The 20,109-nt window shown below is 64.2% G+C and carries 15 protein-coding genes; 4 read left to right on the forward strand and 11 right to left on the reverse strand.

Going from position 1 to position 20,109, the window contains the following annotated elements:
- Nucleotides 1-4: 4 nt before the first annotated feature.
- The 11 genes from PSH59_RS25515 to tagH are packed head-to-tail and all read right to left on the reverse strand — an operon-like array spanning nt 5 to nt 16,001.
- A complete protein-coding gene (locus tag PSH59_RS25515) occupies nt 5-1,717 on the reverse strand; it encodes an SUMF1/EgtB/PvdO family nonheme iron enzyme (RefSeq protein WP_248081846.1) in 1,713 nt (570 codons plus the stop codon).
- Entirely contained in the window at nt 1,710-2,894 is a 1,185-nt protein-coding gene (locus PSH59_RS25520; RefSeq protein WP_305393943.1) for an ABC transporter permease, read from the reverse strand. Before PSH59_RS25520 ends, PSH59_RS25515 begins: the two co-directional genes overlap by 8 nt.
- Complete coding sequence (locus PSH59_RS25525) at nt 2,894-3,598, reverse strand: ABC transporter ATP-binding protein (protein WP_305393944.1); 705 nt, start codon at nt 3,596-3,598, stop codon at nt 2,894-2,896. Before PSH59_RS25525 ends, PSH59_RS25520 begins: the two co-directional genes overlap by 1 nt.
- Entirely contained in the window at nt 3,598-6,570 is a 2,973-nt protein-coding gene (locus tag PSH59_RS25530) for a serine/threonine-protein kinase (protein ID WP_305393945.1), read from the reverse strand. The genes PSH59_RS25525 and PSH59_RS25530 overlap by 1 nt, the downstream gene beginning before the upstream one ends.
- A complete protein-coding gene (locus PSH59_RS25535) occupies nt 6,567-7,286 on the reverse strand; it encodes a PP2C family serine/threonine-protein phosphatase (RefSeq protein WP_305393946.1) in 720 nt (239 codons plus the stop codon). The genes PSH59_RS25530 and PSH59_RS25535 overlap by 4 nt, the downstream gene beginning before the upstream one ends.
- On the reverse strand, nt 7,287-7,940 hold the full coding sequence (gene tagF, locus PSH59_RS25540) for a type VI secretion system-associated protein TagF (RefSeq protein WP_305393947.1): 654 nt from the start codon (nt 7,938-7,940) through the stop codon (nt 7,287-7,289). It lies immediately after the preceding gene.
- Entirely contained in the window at nt 7,937-11,437 is a 3,501-nt protein-coding gene (gene tssM / locus PSH59_RS25545; RefSeq protein ID WP_305393948.1) for a type VI secretion system membrane subunit TssM, read from the reverse strand. The genes tagF and tssM overlap by 4 nt, the downstream gene beginning before the upstream one ends.
- The gene (locus PSH59_RS25550; protein ID WP_248081861.1) at nt 11,434-12,723 is read right to left on the reverse strand and encodes a DotU family type VI secretion system protein; all 1,290 of its coding nucleotides are present in this window, start codon (nt 12,721-12,723) and stop codon (nt 11,434-11,436) included. The genes tssM and PSH59_RS25550 overlap by 4 nt, the downstream gene beginning before the upstream one ends.
- Before the next feature lie 6 nt (nt 12,724-12,729).
- Nucleotides 12,730-14,064 carry a type VI secretion system baseplate subunit TssK gene (gene tssK / locus PSH59_RS25555; RefSeq protein ID WP_305393949.1) on the reverse strand — a complete coding sequence of 445 codons (1,335 nt, stop codon included), beginning with the start codon at nt 14,062-14,064 and terminating at the stop codon, nt 12,730-12,732.
- A gap of 18 nt (nt 14,065-14,082) precedes the next feature.
- Nucleotides 14,083-14,592, reverse strand: coding sequence for a type VI secretion system lipoprotein TssJ (gene tssJ / locus PSH59_RS25560; protein WP_248081870.1), 510 nt, complete (start codon nt 14,590-14,592; stop codon nt 14,083-14,085).
- Between the two features lie 56 nt (nt 14,593-14,648).
- Entirely contained in the window at nt 14,649-16,001 is a 1,353-nt protein-coding gene (gene tagH, locus PSH59_RS25565) for a type VI secretion system-associated FHA domain protein TagH (RefSeq protein ID WP_305393950.1), read from the reverse strand.
- A 393-nt stretch (nt 16,002-16,394) separates the two neighbouring features.
- Between tagH and tssA the strand changes: the two genes are divergently transcribed.
- The 4 genes from tssA to PSH59_RS25585 all read left to right on the forward strand — a co-directional run bounded on the left by tssA (nt 16,395) and on the right by PSH59_RS25585 (nt 20,034).
- The gene (gene tssA / locus PSH59_RS25570; RefSeq protein WP_305393951.1) at nt 16,395-17,414 is read left to right on the forward strand and encodes a type VI secretion system protein TssA; all 1,020 of its coding nucleotides are present in this window, start codon (nt 16,395-16,397) and stop codon (nt 17,412-17,414) included.
- Nucleotides 17,415-17,468: 54 nt separating this feature from the next.
- Entirely contained in the window at nt 17,469-17,975 is a 507-nt protein-coding gene (tssB, locus tag PSH59_RS25575; protein ID WP_010207547.1) for a type VI secretion system contractile sheath small subunit, read from the forward strand.
- Nucleotides 17,976-17,977: 2 nt separating this feature from the next.
- Nucleotides 17,978-19,474, forward strand: a complete 1,497-nt coding sequence (gene tssC / locus PSH59_RS25580) for a type VI secretion system contractile sheath large subunit (protein WP_248081874.1) — start codon at nt 17,978-17,980, stop codon at nt 19,472-19,474.
- A gap of 71 nt (nt 19,475-19,545) precedes the next feature.
- On the forward strand, nt 19,546-20,034 hold the full coding sequence (locus PSH59_RS25585) for a type VI secretion system tube protein Hcp (RefSeq protein ID WP_005792512.1): 489 nt from the start codon (nt 19,546-19,548) through the stop codon (nt 20,032-20,034).
- Nucleotides 20,035-20,109 lie beyond the last annotated feature (75 nt).

Below are 20,109 nucleotides of genomic sequence, written 5' to 3' on the forward strand. Positions count from 1 at the left end.
ACGGTCAAGACCGCTGACCGCTCGCTGCGAGCAATTCCTTCAAGATCGTCGCCGGATCGGCCCGCTGTTGTTTGCGGTAATTGCCGACATGGCGGACGAACAGTGTCGCGCGCGTCACCAGGCTCTTGCCGAGCACTGGCTTGCGATCCAACTCTTCCTTGATGCGTTGAAACTGCGCCTGGATCACCGCATCGGTGTAGCGCGTGCCGGTGGCCAGGTTGTCGATGTAAATCGCCACCGCACCGTCGAGGGCGCTGCGCCCGTTGTCGATGGCCGTGGCAAACAGCGCCGCGCTGGCCTCGTCCTTGTTGTCCAAGGCCTGCTGACGACTTTTTTGCAGGTTGGCCAGGCGAATGTTGTAGTTGCCGATGGTTTCGGCCACCAACGCGGCCGACTGAATCAGGTTGCCCGCCGCCTCCTCGCGTTGCTGGGCGATCAGTGAGACGTTGCGCTTGAGCTCTTCGTTAACCAGCCCCAGTTCAGCTTGCAGCTTGGGGTCGACACTGGCGGCGATGATGCTGTCCAGGCGTTTGGTGGGGTCCTGGGCGTCGTCGATGGCGTCGGTGAGCGAGGCCAGGCGGCCTTCCTTTTGCCATTGCGCAAACAGCTCCTTGTAGCGCGAACGCGGCGCCGACAGCGCACCAATGGCCACGCGGAACCCCGTAGTCTCGTTGCTTTGCTCGGTGCCGTCGGCGGCAAACAGTGGGTATTCGCGGCGCATGCCGGTGAACAATGTGCCCTCGCCTTCCAGGTAGTTGCCGCCCTTAACCACAAAACCGCCGTAGGTGCCCTGGCGGCGCCCGGCGTGCACCAGTTGGAAGGATTCCTGGACCATTTCCGCCGCGTTGCCGATCACGTCGAACATCCCGATCGGGTTAGGCAATTTGGTACCGATGGGCATCAGGCGCGCGGCCTGGCCGGTGCCGCCGGCCACCTGGTTGAACACTGCGTAATCGCCCAGCGGGCCATCGCTTTCGCTGCCTTCGGCGCGGCGCGGGAACAGGCGACCTTCCAGATCCTGACGACTCACTGCCTGGCCACCACGCGCGGCGAACTCCCATTCCACTTCGGTGGGCAGGCGCACAAAGCCCAGGCCACCGTCGTCGGCCGACGAACCGCGACCGCTGACCGGCAGCAATTCGCGGTGGTATTTCATCAACCAGGCGCTGTACACCGCCGAGAAGCGTTCGGCTTCAAAACGCGACAGCTTCACCTTGGGCAAACGCCCGGCCATGCCGGTGGGTGCATCACACGCCGGCGCCGGTTCGCCGCTGGCCAGGGACTGCGCCTGCGCCATCACCTGAGCGTACTGGCGCGCGGTCACTTCGTACTTGCCGATGAAATAGAACATGGGTTTGAGCGGGGTCTTGGCGTCGGTCTTCGGCATCAAGGGCGCGATGGCCTTGTTCCAGTCTTCAGGCAAGTCCTTGAGGGTGAATTGGCCGTTGATAAAGTCGCGGCGGTAGCCAGAGATAAACGACTGCTGATAACCCGCCTCGCCTTCGGCAAAAGGATAGCCAAGGCTGATTTCGCGGTCGTCCAGAGTGCCCTGGGCCAGCACGTAGGCGTAACGGAACACCATGTTGCCTTCGCACGGCAGCGGCAGGCTCACGTCGCCCGGCAACGGCTTGGGGTTGTCCAGCTTATCGCTGGCTTCATCGGCCCAGGCCATCGAGGCCAGGCTCAGCGCCACAGCGGCGCCCAGTAACTTATACATCTCTGATTCCTTCAGAAGCCTGGATCCGCGCCACTCGCCAACCACCACAGGCCGCCGCCACGGCGCTGACGCCGAGGACGGCAACCAGGGCCAGGCCGTAGTGACGCGCCAACAGGTGGCTGGCGTGTTCGCCCGGCACCTGCACAAATAACGTGTTCAATCCCGCCTCCGCCAGGCCATACAGGCCGGCACTGAGCACCGCCGCGACCCCTGCGCTGTACAGCGCCTGGACCACCACAAACAACAACAGCGCGCCGGTGGAAAACCCCAACAGGCGCAGCACGGACAATTCCCGGCGCTTGCGCGCCACAGCGGCCAGAGCCCCGGCAAAGATCGCCGCAAAGGCCCCCGCCAGCGCCAACCCGGCGATCACCCAAAACACGATCGACAGGTTGCGGCTTAACGACTGCACCTGGGCGATGGTATTCGCCTGGGTCGAGACCAACAGATTCTGCCCGGCGAAATACAACCGCAGCGGCTCCACATCGTTAAGGCTGCGGGCATACAGGCGAAACGCCGGATACACACGCTGCTCGTCCACCGCCACCTCGGCACCCGCCCACCCCAACGCCGGTACAGCACGACCATCGCGGTAATCTTCCGCCGCCTCAAGCAGGCCCAGGTCGGCAAACAAGCCATCGCGGGCGAAAGCTTCCAGCGGCAGCACTGCGACCACTTGCACCCGCGTGCGCTGCTCTTCGACACGTCCTGCAACCTGGCGGGCGAAGCGGGTTTCCAACAGATCTCCAGATCGGGCCGCAAGCTTCTCGGCAGCGGTGTGGCTCAGCACGATCTGCTCCAAGCCCTTGGGCATCGGCAGATCCCCCAATAACGGATCGCCAGACGCCGTCGGCAGCATCTCCAAGGTCAACGCGCCCACCTGCGCGGTCGCCGCGATCTGCCGCGTCCGCGGCAGCGCAAACGCCACGTCGGGGCGCTGGCCCAGTTGCGCGATCGCTGCGCTGCTGAATCGACCACCGCCCAGCGGAATAATTTCACGGGTCGCGGGGTCGGTCTGCAAACGTTCGGTCAAACTGCTAACCAGTCCAAATTTCAGGCCGAATAACACCAGCAACGGCGCGATCACCGCCACCAGCGCCAACACTGAACAGGCCGACAGCCAGGCATCGTTGCGGTAGTCCTGCCAGGCCAGGGAGGCGATCAAGGGGAGGCGCATCAGCAGGCCTGCCCAAGGGTGGCGGTGACGCCGCCGTCGGCATCGCGACGGCAACTGATGCGGCGCACCTGCACGCCACTGCCACGGACCAGAGGTTCGTCATGGGTGGCGATCACACAGGCCGCCTGGTGCTCGCGGGCCTGGGCCAGCAGCGCGTGCATCACGCGCTCGGCGTTCAACGGGTCGAGGGAGGCGGTCGGTTCATCGGCCAGCACCAATTGCGGTGCATGGGCCAGGGCACGGGCGCAGCTGACACGCTGGCGTTGCCCCACCGAGAGCGCCGAGGGTCTCTTGGCCAATTGGTCGCTGATTTCCAGCTGCTCGGCCAGGCGCGCCACGCTGCCATCGTCCTTCAAGCCCAACAACTGTCGGGACAAGGCGATATTGCCGCGCACATCGAGAAACTCCAGCAGCCCGCCGGTTTGCAGTACATAACCCAGGTGTTGGCTGCGCAAGGCGGCCAGGGTCGATTGCTGGTCGGCGCGCCACAGCCCACCGATGTCCTGCTGATTGAATTCAAAGCAGCCCACCTGATCCGGCGCCAGCACCAGCGCCAGCAGATCCAGCAACGTGCTCTTGCCGCAACCGCTGGGGCCAACAATCGCCAGTTGCTCGCCCGCGCGCAGCTGCAACGCCGGGATCACCAGGCTGTAGCGCTGGCTGCCGACGCCCCGGCTCTTGTGCACCGCGCTCAGGCTCAGCATTACGGCAGCGTCGACAGTGGCACGCGGTACAACGCATCGCCCGGTTCGGCGTCGCCGAAACGGACCCAGTTGGCCACGTCGTTATGGAAGGTTTCGTAGAGGCGGATTTTCGAGTCCAGCTCGTCGATAAAGTCTTCCTGCTCGGCCACGCTCAACGACAACCACAGGTCCTGGGTCATGTTCAGCGACTTGCTGCGGTATGGCAGGCCTTCGAGGTATTCGCCGAGGATGCCACCGTCGGCCAGGTTGCCGCCCTTGCGCAAGGCTTGCGGGTCGCGGCTCATGTAGGCCGAGGCGCTGGCGATTTCCTGGAAGAAGTCCTTGGGCGAGGTCTGGGTTTTACGCGCCGCATCGACGATCAGTTTCAGCGACTGTTGCAGGTCGTTGAGTTGCAACTTGGTCAGCATCACGCACACCTGGAACGCCGGCAGCGCCGGGTTGGTCAGGTCGCGGTCAGCGGTCCAGGCGCTGACCAGCTGCGGTGCCTGGCTGGCGGTTTTGCGGCCGAGGAAGTCCATGTGCATGGCGTAACCGACGGCGGCGGATTTGTCCGCCAGGCTTGGCGCCGACCCAAGCAGGGGCACTGGCTGCGGAGTATTGCTGCGCACCTGGTGCACCAGATTGGCGAACACACTGCCGATCTCGTCGACACGCTTACCCAGGGTGTGCACGTCGCCCCCCGGCACTGGTGTGTACAGGTCGCCGATCTGCGGGTTGGCATCGGCGGTGAGGACGCGGTACTGGCTTTCGGCACCGGCGTGGGTTTTCTTGCCGACGTCGGTACGCAGGTGCAGCGCGTAGATTTTGATCTGCTTGCCCAACGCAGCCTGGCGCACCTCGGCTTCGTTCATCTGGGTCGCGGCAAACGGGTCGTTTTTGCGCAATGCGCCCGCATCGGTGACCAGCAGGATGATGCGCCCGCCGTAGCCGGCCCAGTCCATGCCATCCACGGCCTGCATCACCCCGGCAAACGCGTCTTCGTTGAACGAATGGCTGGACACGGTGGAGGCTTTGACCTGCCGCGCCATGTCGAGGAAGCGTTGCGGGTCGCGGCCCTGGTCGAGGGTGATCAGGGTCTTGGCCACGTATTCCAGGCCAGGGGTTTTCTTGATGCTGCTGCGAAAGCCCACCATGCCAAAGCTGACGCTATCGAGCTCGCCACGCTCGGCAATGCGGGTTTGCAGTTCGTGGACCACGTCGCGGATCTGGTCGATGTAGGGCTGCATCGACACCGTGGTGTCCACCACCAGCACCACGGCGGTACGGAACGCGTCGGCGTTGGCGTTGATTACCGGCGTGGCGGGCTTGGCCACCGCACTGCTGCCGGGGTCGATGGAGGCCACGTTGAGCAACTGCACCGGCTGGCCGTTTTCGTCGAAGCTCTCTTTGGAATCGAAGATCGGCAACAGGTAAAACTGGTTCTGCGGCACGGCGCTGGCCGTCGGTTCCAGGGCGAGGATCTGCCCGTTGTCTTCACGGTTTTTCTGCGCCTTGGCCAACACACCTTTGGCGGCGGTCGGGTCGGCGAGCAGCTTCTCCACCTCGCCGGCTTGACGCAGGAACATCACCGGCGCACGGCCCGAGCGCTCGGTGAACTTGAGCACCAGGCTTTGCTTCCAGTCGCTGACCTTTGACGCCGGCAACCAGCCGTCGCTGCGCCCATCGGTGGCAGCACCGACGCGCACCCAGGGCTGGCCGTCGACGTCTTTGCGCTGGTACACGTAGAGCACAGAGAACGCCGGCAGGGCTTTGCCTGGCGCACTGCCGACGTCGCTGGAAAGTGCCGCGCCGGGCTTGCTGAGCACGCGCTGGAACAGGGTCTTTTTGCCGGCCATCAACAGCGGGCGCTGGCCGCCGTCCACCTCGACCACAGCCGCCGCTGGGGGTGTGACGGCAGGGACGACGGCGGCCAGTGGCTTGGCGGGCTTTGCAGGTTCGTCACTGCCGCTCAGCCACCAGTAAGAAGCGCCACCCATGGCCAGGGCAACGGCCACGGCCACCGCCGCCAGCGCCAACACCGGCCCACGGCGCTGCTCGCTGTGATGCGTGGGCGGTACCACCGGTTGACGCACGGGCTGCGGTTTGGCGGTCGGAATCTCGATGGACTCCGGGGTGATCCCCGCCAGATCAAAATTCATCGGGATCGGCAGCGGCCGCACCAGCGTGGCCTCCGGCGACTCCATCGGCAGTTGGTCCAGTGCCAGCAACAACGCCGCCGCGTCCGGGAAGCGCTCGGCCGGGTCCTTGGCCAACAATTTGCGCAGCACGCCTTGATAACGGCCGTGATGCACCGGCAATTCCGGCAGCGGTTCGGTCAGGTGCGCCAGCGCCGTGGACAGCGCATCGGTGCCGTTATACGGCAGCTTGCCGACCAGAATTTCATACATCACCACACCCAACGCATACAGGTCGGCGCGGCCGTCGATCTCCTGGCCCCGCGCCTGCTCCGGGCTCATGTAGCTCGGTGTGCCCACGGCAAACCCGGCCTGGGTGAACTGAGTGCGATCGTCCAGTGATTTGGCGATGCCGAAGTCGGACAACACAGCCGTGCCGTCCGCGCGAAACAGGATATTCGCCGGTTTGACGTCACGGTGCACCAGGCCCTGGGCATGGGCGTAACCCAAGGCCGAGGCGATCTGGCGGATCAGCGTCACGCCCTGCTCAGGTGTCATGCCAGCGGCGATGCGCTCTTTGAGCGTGCCATTGGGCAGGTATTCCATGGCCATGTAATACAGCTCACCGACATTGCCGATGTCATGGATAGTCACGGTGTGCGGGTGCGACAGGCGCGCCAGAGTCTTGCCTTCGCGCAGGAAACGCTCGCAAAACGTCGGATCGGCCGCCAGCGCCGCCGCCATCACCTTCAGCGCCACCTTGCGCTCCAGCGAGCGCTGGGTCGCCAGGTACACGCTGGCCATGGCGCCTTCGCCAATCTCGCCTTCGATGTCGTAGCCCGGAATCACAATGTTCATGCCGATACCTTCACGACGATGGCGGTGATGTTGTCCGGCGCGCCCCGGTTAAGCCCCAGATGCACCAGGCTGCGCACGATTTCATCCGGCGCGTCGTGGCTGAGCACTTCGCGGATTTCGTGATCTTCGACGGTCTTGTTCAGGCCGTCGCTGCACAGCAGGTAGCTGTCGCCCGGCGCGATCAGCAGGTCGAGCACCGCCACCTCGAGCTGGGCTTCCACGCCCACCGCGCGGGTGACGATATTGGCGCGCGGATGCACGCGGGCATCCGCTTCGCTGAGCAGGCCGCTGTCTTGCAGGTCCTGCACGTAGCTGTGATCGCGCGAGAGGCCTTCGAGCACGCCGTCGCGCAGGCGATACAAGCGACTGTCACCGGCCCACAGGCACACACCACGTAAACCGCGTGCGGCAAGCACCACCACGGTGCTGCCCATCATGGTCACGCCACGGTTCGCGGTTTCTTCGCGCACGGCGGCGTTGATGCGGATCAGGTCATTGCGCAGGGCTGCCGAATATTCGTCGAGGGAGCGGCCCACCGGCACATTGCGCAGGCTGTCGACAATCAGGCTGCTGACATAATCGCCCGCCGCATGCCCGCCCATGCCGTCGGCCACTACCCACAGACGGTTTTCCGGCAGGTTCAGGCAGGCGTCTTCGTTGACCTGACGGACCATGCCCACATGACTTTTGCTCGCCGATTTGTACGTCGCCCCCATCTACACCACACCTTCTTGTCCGAGCAAAAACTGCGCAAAATCACTGGCGGCAGGCAAGCCCTGACACCGCAATAAACCAGGGGAAATACGTTCCGAGCCACGCCCCCACCACAGGCTGGCACCGTCGCAGGCCTGTTCGGCAAGCGCGGTCATGCGGCTGTGGGGCTGCGTCGCGGCGACGCGCTGCAGGCCGGCAAAGCGGCTGTCCACGGCGCGCTGTTCACTGGCCGGGATGCCCAGGTTGTCGAGGCCTTCGTTAAAACTTTCAAAGCTGGCGCCGGCATCCAGCGTACTGAGCAGCAGCTCTTCGGCCTGCTCGAACCAGGTGTCCGGGCCGCCCACCAGGGAGGCCGGGTTGGTGTCGTGGTCGAGCAAGGCCACCACTGCCAGAGGGAAATAACGCCCCACCCGATCGATACTCGGCATCACCACACCCGCGGCCGCGTCCGGTCCGCACACGCCCGGCGCCAGAACAAAGCGCCACAACGGGCTGACCAGGTACGCGTTGAGCCAGTCAGCACCCAGGCTGTTTTGGCTGGCGAGCAAACCCTCGGCCAGCCAGCTGTCCCACGGACCGACAAAACTCTGGGGCAAAGCACGGCTGACAAAGTCTCCGCGGCTGGCCAACTTGCCGTAGAAACCCACCACCGTCATAGCCGCTCCGGCAGGCTGAAGCCGCTGAGCACACGGCTCTTGAACGGGTTGAACGCGCTGTTGGCGCGCAGCTCGTAAGCGATGCTCGCGCCGTCTACCCGCAGGCGCAGGTTGAAGCGGTCCGGCGAATTGCCGGCGGTGAGATCAGATTGCTCCAGCAGGCGAAACCACGCCCACGGGCCGTCCAGCGTCACGCCGGACCGGCCACTGGCCGACGGCGGCATGATCGACAGACGCACCACGCCAATGCTGCCGGGGTTCGGCCATTGCATCGCCACCGGGCGACTCGGCCCGTGGTCGTAGCTCAATTGCTGGCCGTCCAGGTCGAGCAGGAACTGGGTGATGGTCGGGTCCATCGACACCGGCTTTAGCTCGAAACGCACAATAGGCTGGGTGCCGCCGGCGCGGAAAAACGCATCACGAATCGTCGCCGCGCGCTGGAAGGTTTGCAGCACCCCCGGCGCAATCCCCAGCTTCTGCGCCGCGCCCGGCTGCCAGCGCCAGGTCTGCGCGGAGGTGTCCACGTACGGCTGCAGGTATTTGCGGAAATAGTTATCCATCACCCCGCCCACACCGAAGAACTGGCCGAAGTCATCCAGGGTGGCATCGCGCGCGCTGCCCGGCGACATCGGATAGCGCCCGGCCAGCGACTGGCGATACACGTTGACCACTTCGCTGACCCAGGCTGCGTTCAGTTGGTTGCGCACCCCGCCCATCATGCTGTTGGTGGTGGAGTTGACCACCGACTTGACCATGCCCTGCACCAACGGCGGCTGGCGTTCGGCATTCAGGCTGACCCGCGTGGCGGCCGCAGCGGCCTGGTTCTTGGCCTCGCCGAGCAACGCATCGCCGCTGGCGCCGACCATGGCACTGACCTGCACATACAACGCGTTCATGTCCGCCAGCAGGCCGTCGATGGCCGCCGGCTCGCCTTCGTTTTTGCTGACGATGCTGTTGAGTTCGGCAAAGTGCGCGGTCACCGGGTCATCCGCTGCCTGCGGGGCATTGGCGGTGGGTTGCTCCTGACCGAGCAGGCTGCCAAGCCGCTCCTTGAGCTTGTCCACACCACCTTCCACCGGCACACCTTTGGCCGCCAGTTGGCGCTCTTCGGCTTGCAGGTCGGTTTCCCTGGCCACCGCCACCAGCAGCTTTTTCAGCGGCGAACTCGGCCCGGAGATCACCCGCAGTACGTCGGCCGCCTGGGCGACACTGGTAATCGGCACAAAGTCGATATCCGCCAGTAACGCATCCCACTGCCGCTGATAGTCCTGAAAGTACAGGCGCCGCACATCGGCGGCCAGGCTCACCACGTTCTGTTGATCGGCCTGTTCACGGCCCAATACCCACTGCTCCTCCGCAAGGGTGCCGGTCTGGTTCAGGCTGCTCAACAGGAACGCCTGGCGATAGCCCTTGGCGGTGAAGAACCCGCTCAACGGCTCGCCGAGCGGCTTGCCACTTTTACGGCTGAACACCAGCGCGGCGTCGCGACCAGCGGCTTCATTGAGGCGAAAGTCCGGGATGCCGTCGGGCAGTTTCTGCCGTTTGACGCGGTCGTAGACACGCTGGGCCACCGGCAACTGCTGCAGTTGGCGACGCAGGTCGTCGATCAGCCGTGGGTCCAGGCGCGCGCTCGGCGGGTGGCGTTCGAACAGTGCCTGCAAGTGCCCGGTCAACGCCTGGCGCTGATCGGCCGGCAGATCGCGCGGCAGGTTGCGGTCCCAGTCCAGGGCGATCCAGGCCTTGATGAAGTCCGGGTCGTAGTGCTCGTTGTCGGCCAGCATCAGGTAGGCCTTGAGACCCTCGTAAAGGAAGTCCGAGTTGCCGCCGCCATGCAGTTGTTCTTCGATACGCGTCACCAGCCGTGGCGCGAAGACCGCGATCAGCAGCTTGCGGTACACGCTGGCGGATTCGGCTTCGAGCATGTCGCCCTGGTACAGCCCCAGGCCTTCGGACCAGTCTGGCGAATCACCCGCGAGGTTTTTCACCGCATTGAGCAACGGCAGCACGGCCAGCACTTCGCGTTGCGCCGGGCTCAGGTTCTGCACGGTCTGGCCCAGGGGCGCGACCTTCTGATCGACCTGGGCGATATACGCCTGGTTGGCACGATAGCTCACCCACCATAGGCCGCTGACCACCACCACCAACGCCACGGTGGCCGCGAGCACACCGCGGGCAATCCACTTGCGCCGCCGCTCGACTTTCGGGTTGACGCCCACCAGCCCGCGCTCGGCGAACGCCACGGCGGTGAAGAGTTTTTCGATGAAGTAACTGCGCCCGGTGCCGCTCTGGCGCGCCAGGTGCTGGCGATCCAGGTTCATGCTTTGGGCCATGGCGCCGATCAGACGGTCAATCGGGCTGCCTTCCTGGGTGCCGCTGGTGAAATACACACCACGCAGCAACACACGCTCTTCAAACGCGTTGGGTTTGAATACGCCTTCGAGGAAGCTTTGCAGGCAGTCTTTCAATGCACCGAACTGCTGCGGGAAGCCGTAGATCAGGTCGCGCCGTGCCGGGTCGCGTTCCTGTTGCAGGCGCTCCACCAGACGTTCGTTGAGGCGCCGCTCGAGGCCGGCGAATTCGCTTTGCAAATGGGCCAGCGGGCTGTCGCTGTTTTTGCCGTCGTCCAGGGCAAAGGTCATGCCCCACACCTGGGCGCGCTCTTCCTTGCTCAGGTTGTCGAAGAACTCCATGAAGCCGGGCACCAGGTCGAGCTTGGTCAGCATCAGGTAGATCGGGAAGCGCACGCCCAATTGGGTGTACAGCTCCTGGATACGCAGGCGAATCGCGGCCGCGTGGGCAGCGCGTTCGGCGTCGGTACCGAGCAACAGGTCCGACAGGCTGATGGCAATGAAGGCACCGTCGATAGGGCGGCGCGAGCGTTGCTTTTTCAGCAGGTCGAGGAAGCCCAGCCAGGCGGCTTTATCCACCGTGGAGTTGCTGTCCTGGGTGGTGTAGCGGCCGGCGGTATCGAGCAACACGGCTTGATCGGTAAACCACCAATCGCAGTTGCGTGTGCCGCCGACACCGCGTACCGCACCAGCGCCCAACTGGGCAGCCAACGGAAAGTGCAGGCCGGAATTGACCAGCGCAGTGGTCTTGCCCGAGCCCGGTGGGCCGATGATCACGTACCACGGCAGCTCATAGAGATTGCGGCGTTCGTCACCGCCGAGCTTGGCTTTCTTGAGCAACGCCAGGGCTTCGTCCATGCGCTGGCGCAGGCTCGACAGCTCTTCGGCGGTGGCCACGCTGTTCGGGTCGGCCGGCGTCTCTGCGGCCAGGCTGCGCATCACTTCGGCGGCCTGGCGGCGCGCCTGGATGATGCAGAACACGCGGTAGGTGATCCACACCGCGAACACCAGAACGATCAGCGCCCAACGGCGCCCTTCGGGTACCAGCGCGTCAAGCAGCGGCCCCACAAACCAGATGATCAGGCTCAGGGCGATCAGGCCCAGCAACGGGATCACCCAGCGAATCATGAAACTGAAAAACGCCTTCACTCGACGCCCTCCGCCAATACGGTGATTTCAACCCGACGATTGCGGGCGCGGCCTTCGGCAGTGCTGTTGGTGGCCAGCGGCTCGGTGTCGCTTCGGCCCTCGGCACTGAAGCGATCCGCCTGGCCGGTCTTGGCCGCAAGGATCTCCAGCACCGACTTGGCCCGCGCTTCAGACAACGCCCAGTTGGACGGGAAGCGCAGCGTGGCGATCGGGCGGTTATCGCTGTGACCAGTGACGCGCACCTGGCCCTTGACCTTGCGGATGGCATCGGCGATGCGCAGCATCAGCGGCTGGTAGGCATCGACAATGCTGGAGCTGGCCGACGCGAACAGCTCATCGCCACGAATGGTCACCACCGAGCGGTCGACCTTATCTTCCACAGCCACACGCCCGGCCTTGATGTCTTCGGCCAGGAAGCCGGCCAGACGCGGCCGTTCGATGACCTTGGGCTGCGCCACGGGACGGTCGATGGCCTGCACCGGGATCTCGCCCAGGGCATGGATGTTCTTGAACACCGGTTCGGCCTGCGCCGCGAGCAGCAGGCGCAAGGTGAACAGCAAGGCCAGCAGCAGCGCCAGGCCGATTGCCACGGCGATCCACGGCGGCATGAATTGCGCCAGGCGGTCACGGGCCACGGTCACGCCGCGCCAGTGCGGCGACAGCTCGCGTTCGTGGTCGCCACGGGCGCTGCGAATCGCGGCGGCAGTGCGCTCGCGCAGGGCTTCGAGCTGGCTGCGGCCGTCGTTCATTACGCGGTAGCGACCTTCGAACCCCAGGCACATGCACAGGTACAACAGCTCCAGCAGGTACAGGCGTTCCCGTGGGCTTTGCAGGCAATGGTCGAGTAGCTGGAAGACCTTTTCGCCGCCCCAGGCTTCGTTGTGCACGGTGATCAGCAGGCTTTGTTTGCCCCACTCGCTGGTGCTGCCCCAGGGCGTGCTCAACACCGCTTCATCGAGGGCGGTACACAGCGCGTAGCGGGCCAGCAGCACTTCGTTGCGCGCCACACCGGCGGCTTCGGCGCGCTCTTCGAACTGGCGCAGGTACGCCAGCAACTGCGCGCGCAGGCTGGCCGGCGCGGGGTGGGCGATGGTGTTGCGCAGGCGTGTCAGCAAGGCCAGCAGCGGCCCGGCGGCGCTTTCCAGCGGGTTGAGGCCCTGGCTTTTGCCGGTGAGCATCGGCGCCGCCGGCATCGACAAAGCGGCCGGTTCGGCGCGCGCAGGCTCCGGCGCACGGCCACCGGGGCGCGGCATGAACTGGGTGCGGTCGTCATCATTGGGATGCATCGCGGATTATCCTCGGATCGCCCAGAAGGCCAGGTTCAAACCCGGGAACTGCCCGGCGATGTGGAAGGCAAAACCGCCGGAAGTGCTCAGCTGTTGCCAGTGCTCGCTGCCCCGGTCCAGCTCGTAATAGGTGCTGCCCGCGTGGTACGGCAGTTGGCGCGGCGCCACCGGCAAGGGCAGCAGGCCGATGCCTGGCAGTTGCAGGTTGACCATGTCGCGGATGTGCTCCACCGCACCGACCTTGCTCTGCTGGCCGAAGCGGCCACGCAGGGTTTCGCCGGGCACGTCGGCGCGCACCACCAGGATGAAACTGGCGCTGTCGAGCAGGGTTTTGTCCGCCAGCATCGCCACGTGGATGCCATAAGCTTTCTCCACGATCGGGATTGGCGTGGCTTTGCTGTCGATCAGCATCGACAGCGCTTCGCGCAGGGCCGCCATCACCGGGGCGAAGCTCAGCGCCAGGTCGTCGTGCTGGTACTGCGGGTATTCCTGAGGGCGACGGCCCGAGGTGGAAAAGGTCGAGAACTCACCGGCCAGGCTCACCAGTTCGCTGAAGAAGCGTTCCGGGTGCAGCGGGCTCAACTGGTTCAAATGCTGGATCAACGGCTGGGCACGGTTGACCAGTTGCAGCAGCATGAAGTCGGCGATCTCCGAGGCGCCACCCGCGCCCGACGCGACCACGCGACCGGCCAGGGCTTCGCCGCGCTGGTGCAACAGGCCCAGCAACTCGCTGCGAAACGCGGTCAGCGGCTTGCTCGCGACCACGTCCAATATCGGCGGGATGTAACTGTCGTCCAGCACCAAGGCGCGGTCGGCGCGCTTTTCCTTGATGCGCACCAGCCCAAGGGCGGCGTAGTCGCTGATGCCGTCCTGGGCGGTCAGCAAGCGCAACGCCCGCGACCCCACGGCTACCGGCGCGCGGTTTTCGAACGGGGCGTTGTCGTCGCGCACTTCGCGCACCTGACTCACGTAACGCGCGGCTTCCAGGGCTTCGCCCTCGTCCACCGTGTCACGCGCGCCGGCGCGCTTGAGTGGCAAGGCCAGGTACACCAGGCCGTCACGCAGGTTGTCGTCAATGTTCAGCGGGCTTGGCGCCAGGTCATCCTGGGGGATATTGAACGGCGTGCCGTCGGGCAACAGGCCGCGCGCCGAGAGGATGGCCAGCTTGCCCTGGGCCAGCAGGCCCTGGTCGATCAACAACTCGGAAAAGCCCCAGGCACCTGCGGACAGCGGGCGGCTGCGGGCGTCGATCAGGTTTTCCAGGTAACGGTCATGCTGTTGGAAGTGCTGCGTTCCGATGAACATGCCTTCCGACCAGACCACACGATTGTTCCAGGACATGGGGGCTCCGATTGCTTCTTATTGGGCAGGGCTGGATGGGGTAACCACGACGTCGGCGCGCACGGCACGCACATCAAGGCTGATCTGGTATTCGGTGTACTGGCGGGCGGGCACGTTGATCACCGTGCGCCATTGCGCGCGGTCCAATTCGCGGTACCCCACCAGCAAGCCGATCTGGCGCGTGGACGGGTCGAGGTCGCGCTGAATGCTCAACTGCTGGCCGGGTTGCACCATCACTTCATCCTGGTCCAACAGGTCCAGGCCGAGGGTGGATTGGGCGCGGTCCGCCAGGGCGAAGTAGTCGGAACGGCCGAAGGTGGCGGCGTTTTTCAGTTCGAAAATGCGCACCCGTACCGGGGCGGCCTGGCCATTGGCGCCGGGGTTGAGCCCGGAAATCGCGTGGAAGTGCAGTTCGACGGCGGCGGTGTCCGCGTCTGCCTCAGCGGGGGCCTGGGGTTTGACGGCGTCCTTGGCACACGCCGTCAGCAGCAGCGCGGTGGCGACTGCGAGTAAAAACCTGGGAATCATCCTGCGTCCTCAATGACGTACTTAACTATCCGTTGATCCATTGTTGCGGCGTGCTGTCAGCGCCGCTGTCGTGCGCTGTGTTCTTCGTAGGCTCGGCTGAATTCGCGGCCGAACAGGTCCTGGAAGTCTTCTTGGGCCTCACGGGAAATATTGCCGTAGAGCTCGGTGAACTGCTGCCAGTACTGGGCCTGACGCGAGCCGTTGAAAATGCTCGACAGCCCGCCGGGCTTGCCCATGCGCGCTTCCAGTTGGGCCGGCTCGAACCGCGTGAGCAGGTGTTTGATCGCCGCTTCCACCCCGGCCATCACGGCCAACTGGTGGGCGCGCAAGTCGTCGAAACTGTCACGCACGGCCACGTCCGGCGCCATAAACGCTTGGTTGCCGTGACGAAGCAGCAGCAGTAATGCTTCGTCGGCATTCGGGGCGAATTTCAACGGATTGTTTTCGGCGGGCTGGATCATCGTCTGCTGCATGCGGAACTCGCCCTTGAGGCTGGCGCGGGCACGCAGAACGTCGATCAGGCCTTCGACCATCAGCCGGTAACTGCGGCCGATGGTTTCCATCTGCGCCTCGGCCTGGGCTTTGTCCAGGCGCAGTTGGTCCAGACCTGCGCCGCGCAGGAAGGCGTGCAGCAGATCAGGCTGTTGCGCGGTGTCCGCCACGGGGAGCACAGGCTCGACCACAGGTGGCGGCGCCATGACCGGTGCAGGGGGTGGCGACGGGACGGCGGGCGCGGGCGGCGGGGCAACGCTGACGACCGGCACGGGCGTGTCGCCGAACAGGTCCCAGTCTTCGGGAATCACCGCGCCCGAGGCCACGGGGGCTTCGACCACCGGCACGGCCACGGGGGTCGGCGGGCGGAAGTCGTGTTGCTGGGACGGCACATGGTCCGGCACGGTGGGCGGCGGCACGGCGGTGGGGCTGATGAAGTCGAACAGGTCCGGCAGGGTGTCCATCGACGAAGCGCCGTGGAACTGCGGCGCGATCACCGGGGTCGCCACCGGCGCACTCACCACGGCGCCCATCAAGGCTTCAAAGCTGTTGGGTGACTCGCCGGCAAACGGCTGGCTGTCGACGGCCTGCACGTTGAAATCGATACGCGCCTGGATCTCGTAATCGCCGATGCGGATCAACTCGCCATCGTGCAGCAGCTCGCTGGTACCTCGGCGCAAGCGGATACCGGCGTTAACCAACTCCACACCGTTTGTACTGTTATCGGTTAAATAATAACGGCCATCTTTGTATTGAATAACGCAATGCTGTGAAGACACCAGACGCTCAGGGTCAGGCAATACCCAGTCATTATCCGAGCTGCGGCCGATCGCCATCGAGCCCTGATTCATGGACTTTTCGGCGCACTGCCCTGGGGTAATCTTGTGATAACTAGTGATAGTCAAACACAGCGACATCTTGCCTCCTTGCTGATACTTCGCGCGCGGTCGACTCCCGGAGCGGTGTCCCCCGAGAGATCCCCATAGGTCGTGCAATCGACCGTCCACAACCTGCTGATGCCAGCATGATCGCTGATCTTAACCGGGCTCTATGACAAAAATCCTGTCCCGGTACGCCGTTCGACCCACCAGTCGCGCAGGTTGTTAAGCACCGCACATCTGTCACAGAGGGCGAATAGCTTACCTTGACAAGGCCTAAGTACTACACCAAAAATGCACAACTTCTTGAATACCAATGATGGCACATTAGTAGCGCTGTGCTTATATGACCAAGAAAACATGCAAAGTTCATTACGCAACTAATGCATGAATTGCCCGTCATCTAACGGGCTGATAGGGAGATCAATTTCAGTGGATGTGCCGTTGCTGCTCGCCGCCGTTTCCGCGACTTCGCCCTGTGGCGAAGACATGGAATATGACGCGCAATTTCTCCAATTGGAGCGTGATGCCAAAGGCCAGCCCGAGCGCAGCATGGGTGACTCCATCCTGCCCGCTGAACCGCCGGACTGGCGCAGCATCCAGCAGCAAAGCCTCGACTTGTTGCAGCGCAGCAAAGACCTGCGCATCACCCATTTCCTGCTGCAAAGCTCCCTCGCACTCCAGGGCGTGGCCGGGCTGGCGCAGGTCCTCACGTTGATCGACGCGCTGCTGCGCCAATACTGGGCCGAGCTGCATCCACGCCTGGATGCCGACGACGATAACGACCCGACCGTGCGCATCAATGCCCTGTCCGGCCTGACCAGCGACGCGACCATTCGCCTGCTGCGCGAAAGCATCCTCACGCGCTCGCGCACCTTTGGCCCCGTGAGCCTGCGCGCCGCGCTGAATGCCAGCGGCCTGATGAATTTCCCCGACGAACAGCTCGGCGCCCAGCAACTGAACGCCGCGTTCCTCGACAGCGACCCCGAGCACCTGCAAGCCACCCGCGACGCCTTGAGCGCCGCGCGTGCAGCCTGCGAGGCGATCGAGCAGCAGGTCAGCGATCAGGTCGGTTCCGCCCAGGGCGTGGACCTCAGCCTGTTGAAGCAACCGCTCAAGCAGGCGCTGCAAGTGCTCAATCAAGCAGTTCCAGATCCCCAAGGCAGCAGCGAACCCGAGGCCGTCAGTGACGACAGTGCCCCCTCGGTCGAGTACGCCGCTGCCCCTGCCGCACCGCGCCCGGCTGGCGATATCGCCAGCCGTGATGACGTGGTGCGCAGCCTCGACAAAATCCTTGCGTACTACACCCGCCACGAGCCTTCGAGCCCGCTGCCGGTGCTGTTGAACCGGGCGAAGCATCTGGTGCATGCCGATTTTGCGGCGATCGTGCGCAATCTGATCCCCGATGGCATGTCCCAATTTGAAAACCTGCGTGGCCCGGACGGCGAATAAACCGCCCGGCCTTGCAGTAACAACACCGTCGCTCAAGCGACCAGGAGCAGCAACGTGGCGAAGCAAAGTTCTCAGAAATTCATCGCGCGCAACCGCGCGCCTCGAGTGCAGATCGAGTACGACGTCGAGCTTTACGGCGCCGAGAAAAAGGTCCAGCTGCCCTTCGTGATGGGTGTGATGGCCGACCTCGCCGGCAAGCCTGCCGAGCCTCTGGCCCCGGTGGCGGACCGCAAGTTCCTTGAAGTGGACGTCGATAACTTCGACTCCCGCCTCAAGGCAATGCAGCCGCGCGTGGCGTTCCACGTACCGAACGAACTGACCGGCGAAGGCAACCTGAGCCTGGACATCACCTTCGAAAGCATGGACGACTTCAGCCCGGCCGCCGTGGCCCGTAAGGTCGACTCGCTGAACCAATTGCTCGAAGCCCGCACCCAGCTGGCCAACCTGCTGACCTACATGGACGGCAAGACCGGCGCTGAAGAAATCATCATGAAGGCGATCAAGGACCCGGCACTGCTTCAGGCACTTGCCAGTGCGCCTAAGCCTGCAGGGGACCAATAATCATGACTGACAATACCGCCCGCGAAGGCGCGCCGAACCTGGGCGCTACCGAAGAAACCAGCGAGTTCGCCTCGCTGTTGATGCAAGAGTTCAAGCCCAAGACCGAGCGCGCCCGCGAAGCCGTGGAAACAGCCGTGCGCACCCTGGCTGAACAGGCCTTGGCCCAGACTGACCTGGTGTCCAACGACGCGATCAAATCGATCGAATCGATCATCGCCGCCATCGACGCCAAGCTGACTGCCCAGGTCAACCAGATCATCCACCACCCGGACTTCCAACAGCTGGAAAGCGCCTGGCGTGGCCTGCACTACCTGGTCAACAACACCGAGAGCGATGAGCAGCTGAAGATCCGCGTGCTCAACATCTCCAAGCCGGACCTGCACAAGACCCTGAAGAAATTCAAGGGCACCGCATGGGACCAGAGCCCGATCTTCAAGAAGATGTACGAAGAAGAATACGGCCAGTTCGGCGGCGAACCGTACGGCTGCCTGGTCGGCGACTACTACTTCGACCAGTCCCCGCCGGATGTCGAGCTGCTGGGCGAGCTGTCGAAAGTCTGCGCCGCCATGCACTCCCCGTTCATCGCTGCGGCTTCGCCGACCGTGATGGGCATGGGCTCGTGGCAGGAACTGTCGAACCCACGCGACCTGACCAAGATCTTCACCACCCCGGAATACGCGGGCTGGCGTTCGCTGCGTGAATCGGAAGACTCGCGCTACATCGGCCTGACCATGCCGCGCTTCCTGGCGCGCCTGCCATACGGCGCCAAGACCGACCCGGTTGAAGCCTTTGCCTTCGAAGAAAACACCGACGGTGCCGACAGCTCCAAGTACACCTGGGCCAACGCCGCCTACGCGATGGCCGTGAACATCAACCGCTCGTTCAAACACTACGGCTGGTGCTCGCGCATCCGTGGCGTGGAATCGGGCGGCGAAGTGGAAAACCTGCCCGCGCATACGTTCCCAACCGATGACGGCGGCGTGGACATGAAGTGCCCGACCGAGATCGCCATCAGCGACCGCCGTGAAGCGGAACTGGCGAAGAACGGTTTCATGCCGCTGCTGCACAAGAAAAACACCGACTTCGCCGCGTTCATCGGCGCCCAGTCGCTGCAGAAGCCGGCCGAATACGATGACCCGGACGCCACCGCCAACGCCAACCTGGCCGCGCGCCTGCCGTACCTGTTCGCCACGTGCCGTTTCGCTCACTACTTGAAGTGCATCGTGCGCGACAAGATCGGTTCCTTCAAAGAGAAGGACGAGATGCAGCGCTGGTTGCAGGACTGGATCCTCAACTACGTCGACGGTGATCCTGCGCACTCCACCGAAACCACCAAGGCCCAGCACCCGTTGGCCGCCGCCGAGGTGATCGTGGAAGACGTCGAAGGCAACCCGGGTTACTACAACTCCAAGTTCTACCTGCGCCCGCACTATCAGCTTGAAGGGCTGACCGTGTCGCTGCGCCTGGTATCGAAGCTGCCTTCGGCTAAGAGCGCATAACCCGCTCGTTCCCACGCTCCGCGTGGGAACGATCACCAAATCGAGTGGCCCGTGCCACACAGGGAGAAAACATGGCTGTTGATATTTTCATCAAGATCGGCGACATCAAGGGCGAGTCCATGGACAAGGCCCACAAGGACGAAATCGACGTACTGAACTGGAGCTGGGGCATGGCCCAGTCCGGCAACATGCACGTAGGCGGTGGCGGCGGCGCCGGCAAGGTGAATATCCAGGACCTGTCGCTGACCAAGTACGTCGACAAGGCTTCGCCGAACCTGATGATGCACTGCGCCAGCGGCAAGCACATCGACAAGGTCAAGCTGACCGTGCGCAAGGCCGGCGGTGAAAGCCAGGTCGAGTACATGGTGATCAACCTGGAAGAAGTGCTGGTGACGTCTCTGAGCACCGGCGGTTCGGGCACCGATGACCGCCTGACCGAAAACGTCACGCTGAACTTCGCCCAAGTGATGGTCGACTATCAGCCGCAGAAAGCTGACGGCACCAAAGACGGCGGCGCGATCAAGTTTGGCTGGAACATCCGTTCCAACACCAAACGCTGATAGCTCTGGCGGCCGCGGCCCTGTGCCGCGGCCCCAGGCACCTGGCCCTGCCGAACCCCGTCCCTCTCACACCCC

It is taken from the genome of Pseudomonas sp. FP2309, assembly GCF_030687575.1.
Classification (GTDB): domain Bacteria; phylum Pseudomonadota; class Gammaproteobacteria; order Pseudomonadales; family Pseudomonadaceae; genus Aquipseudomonas.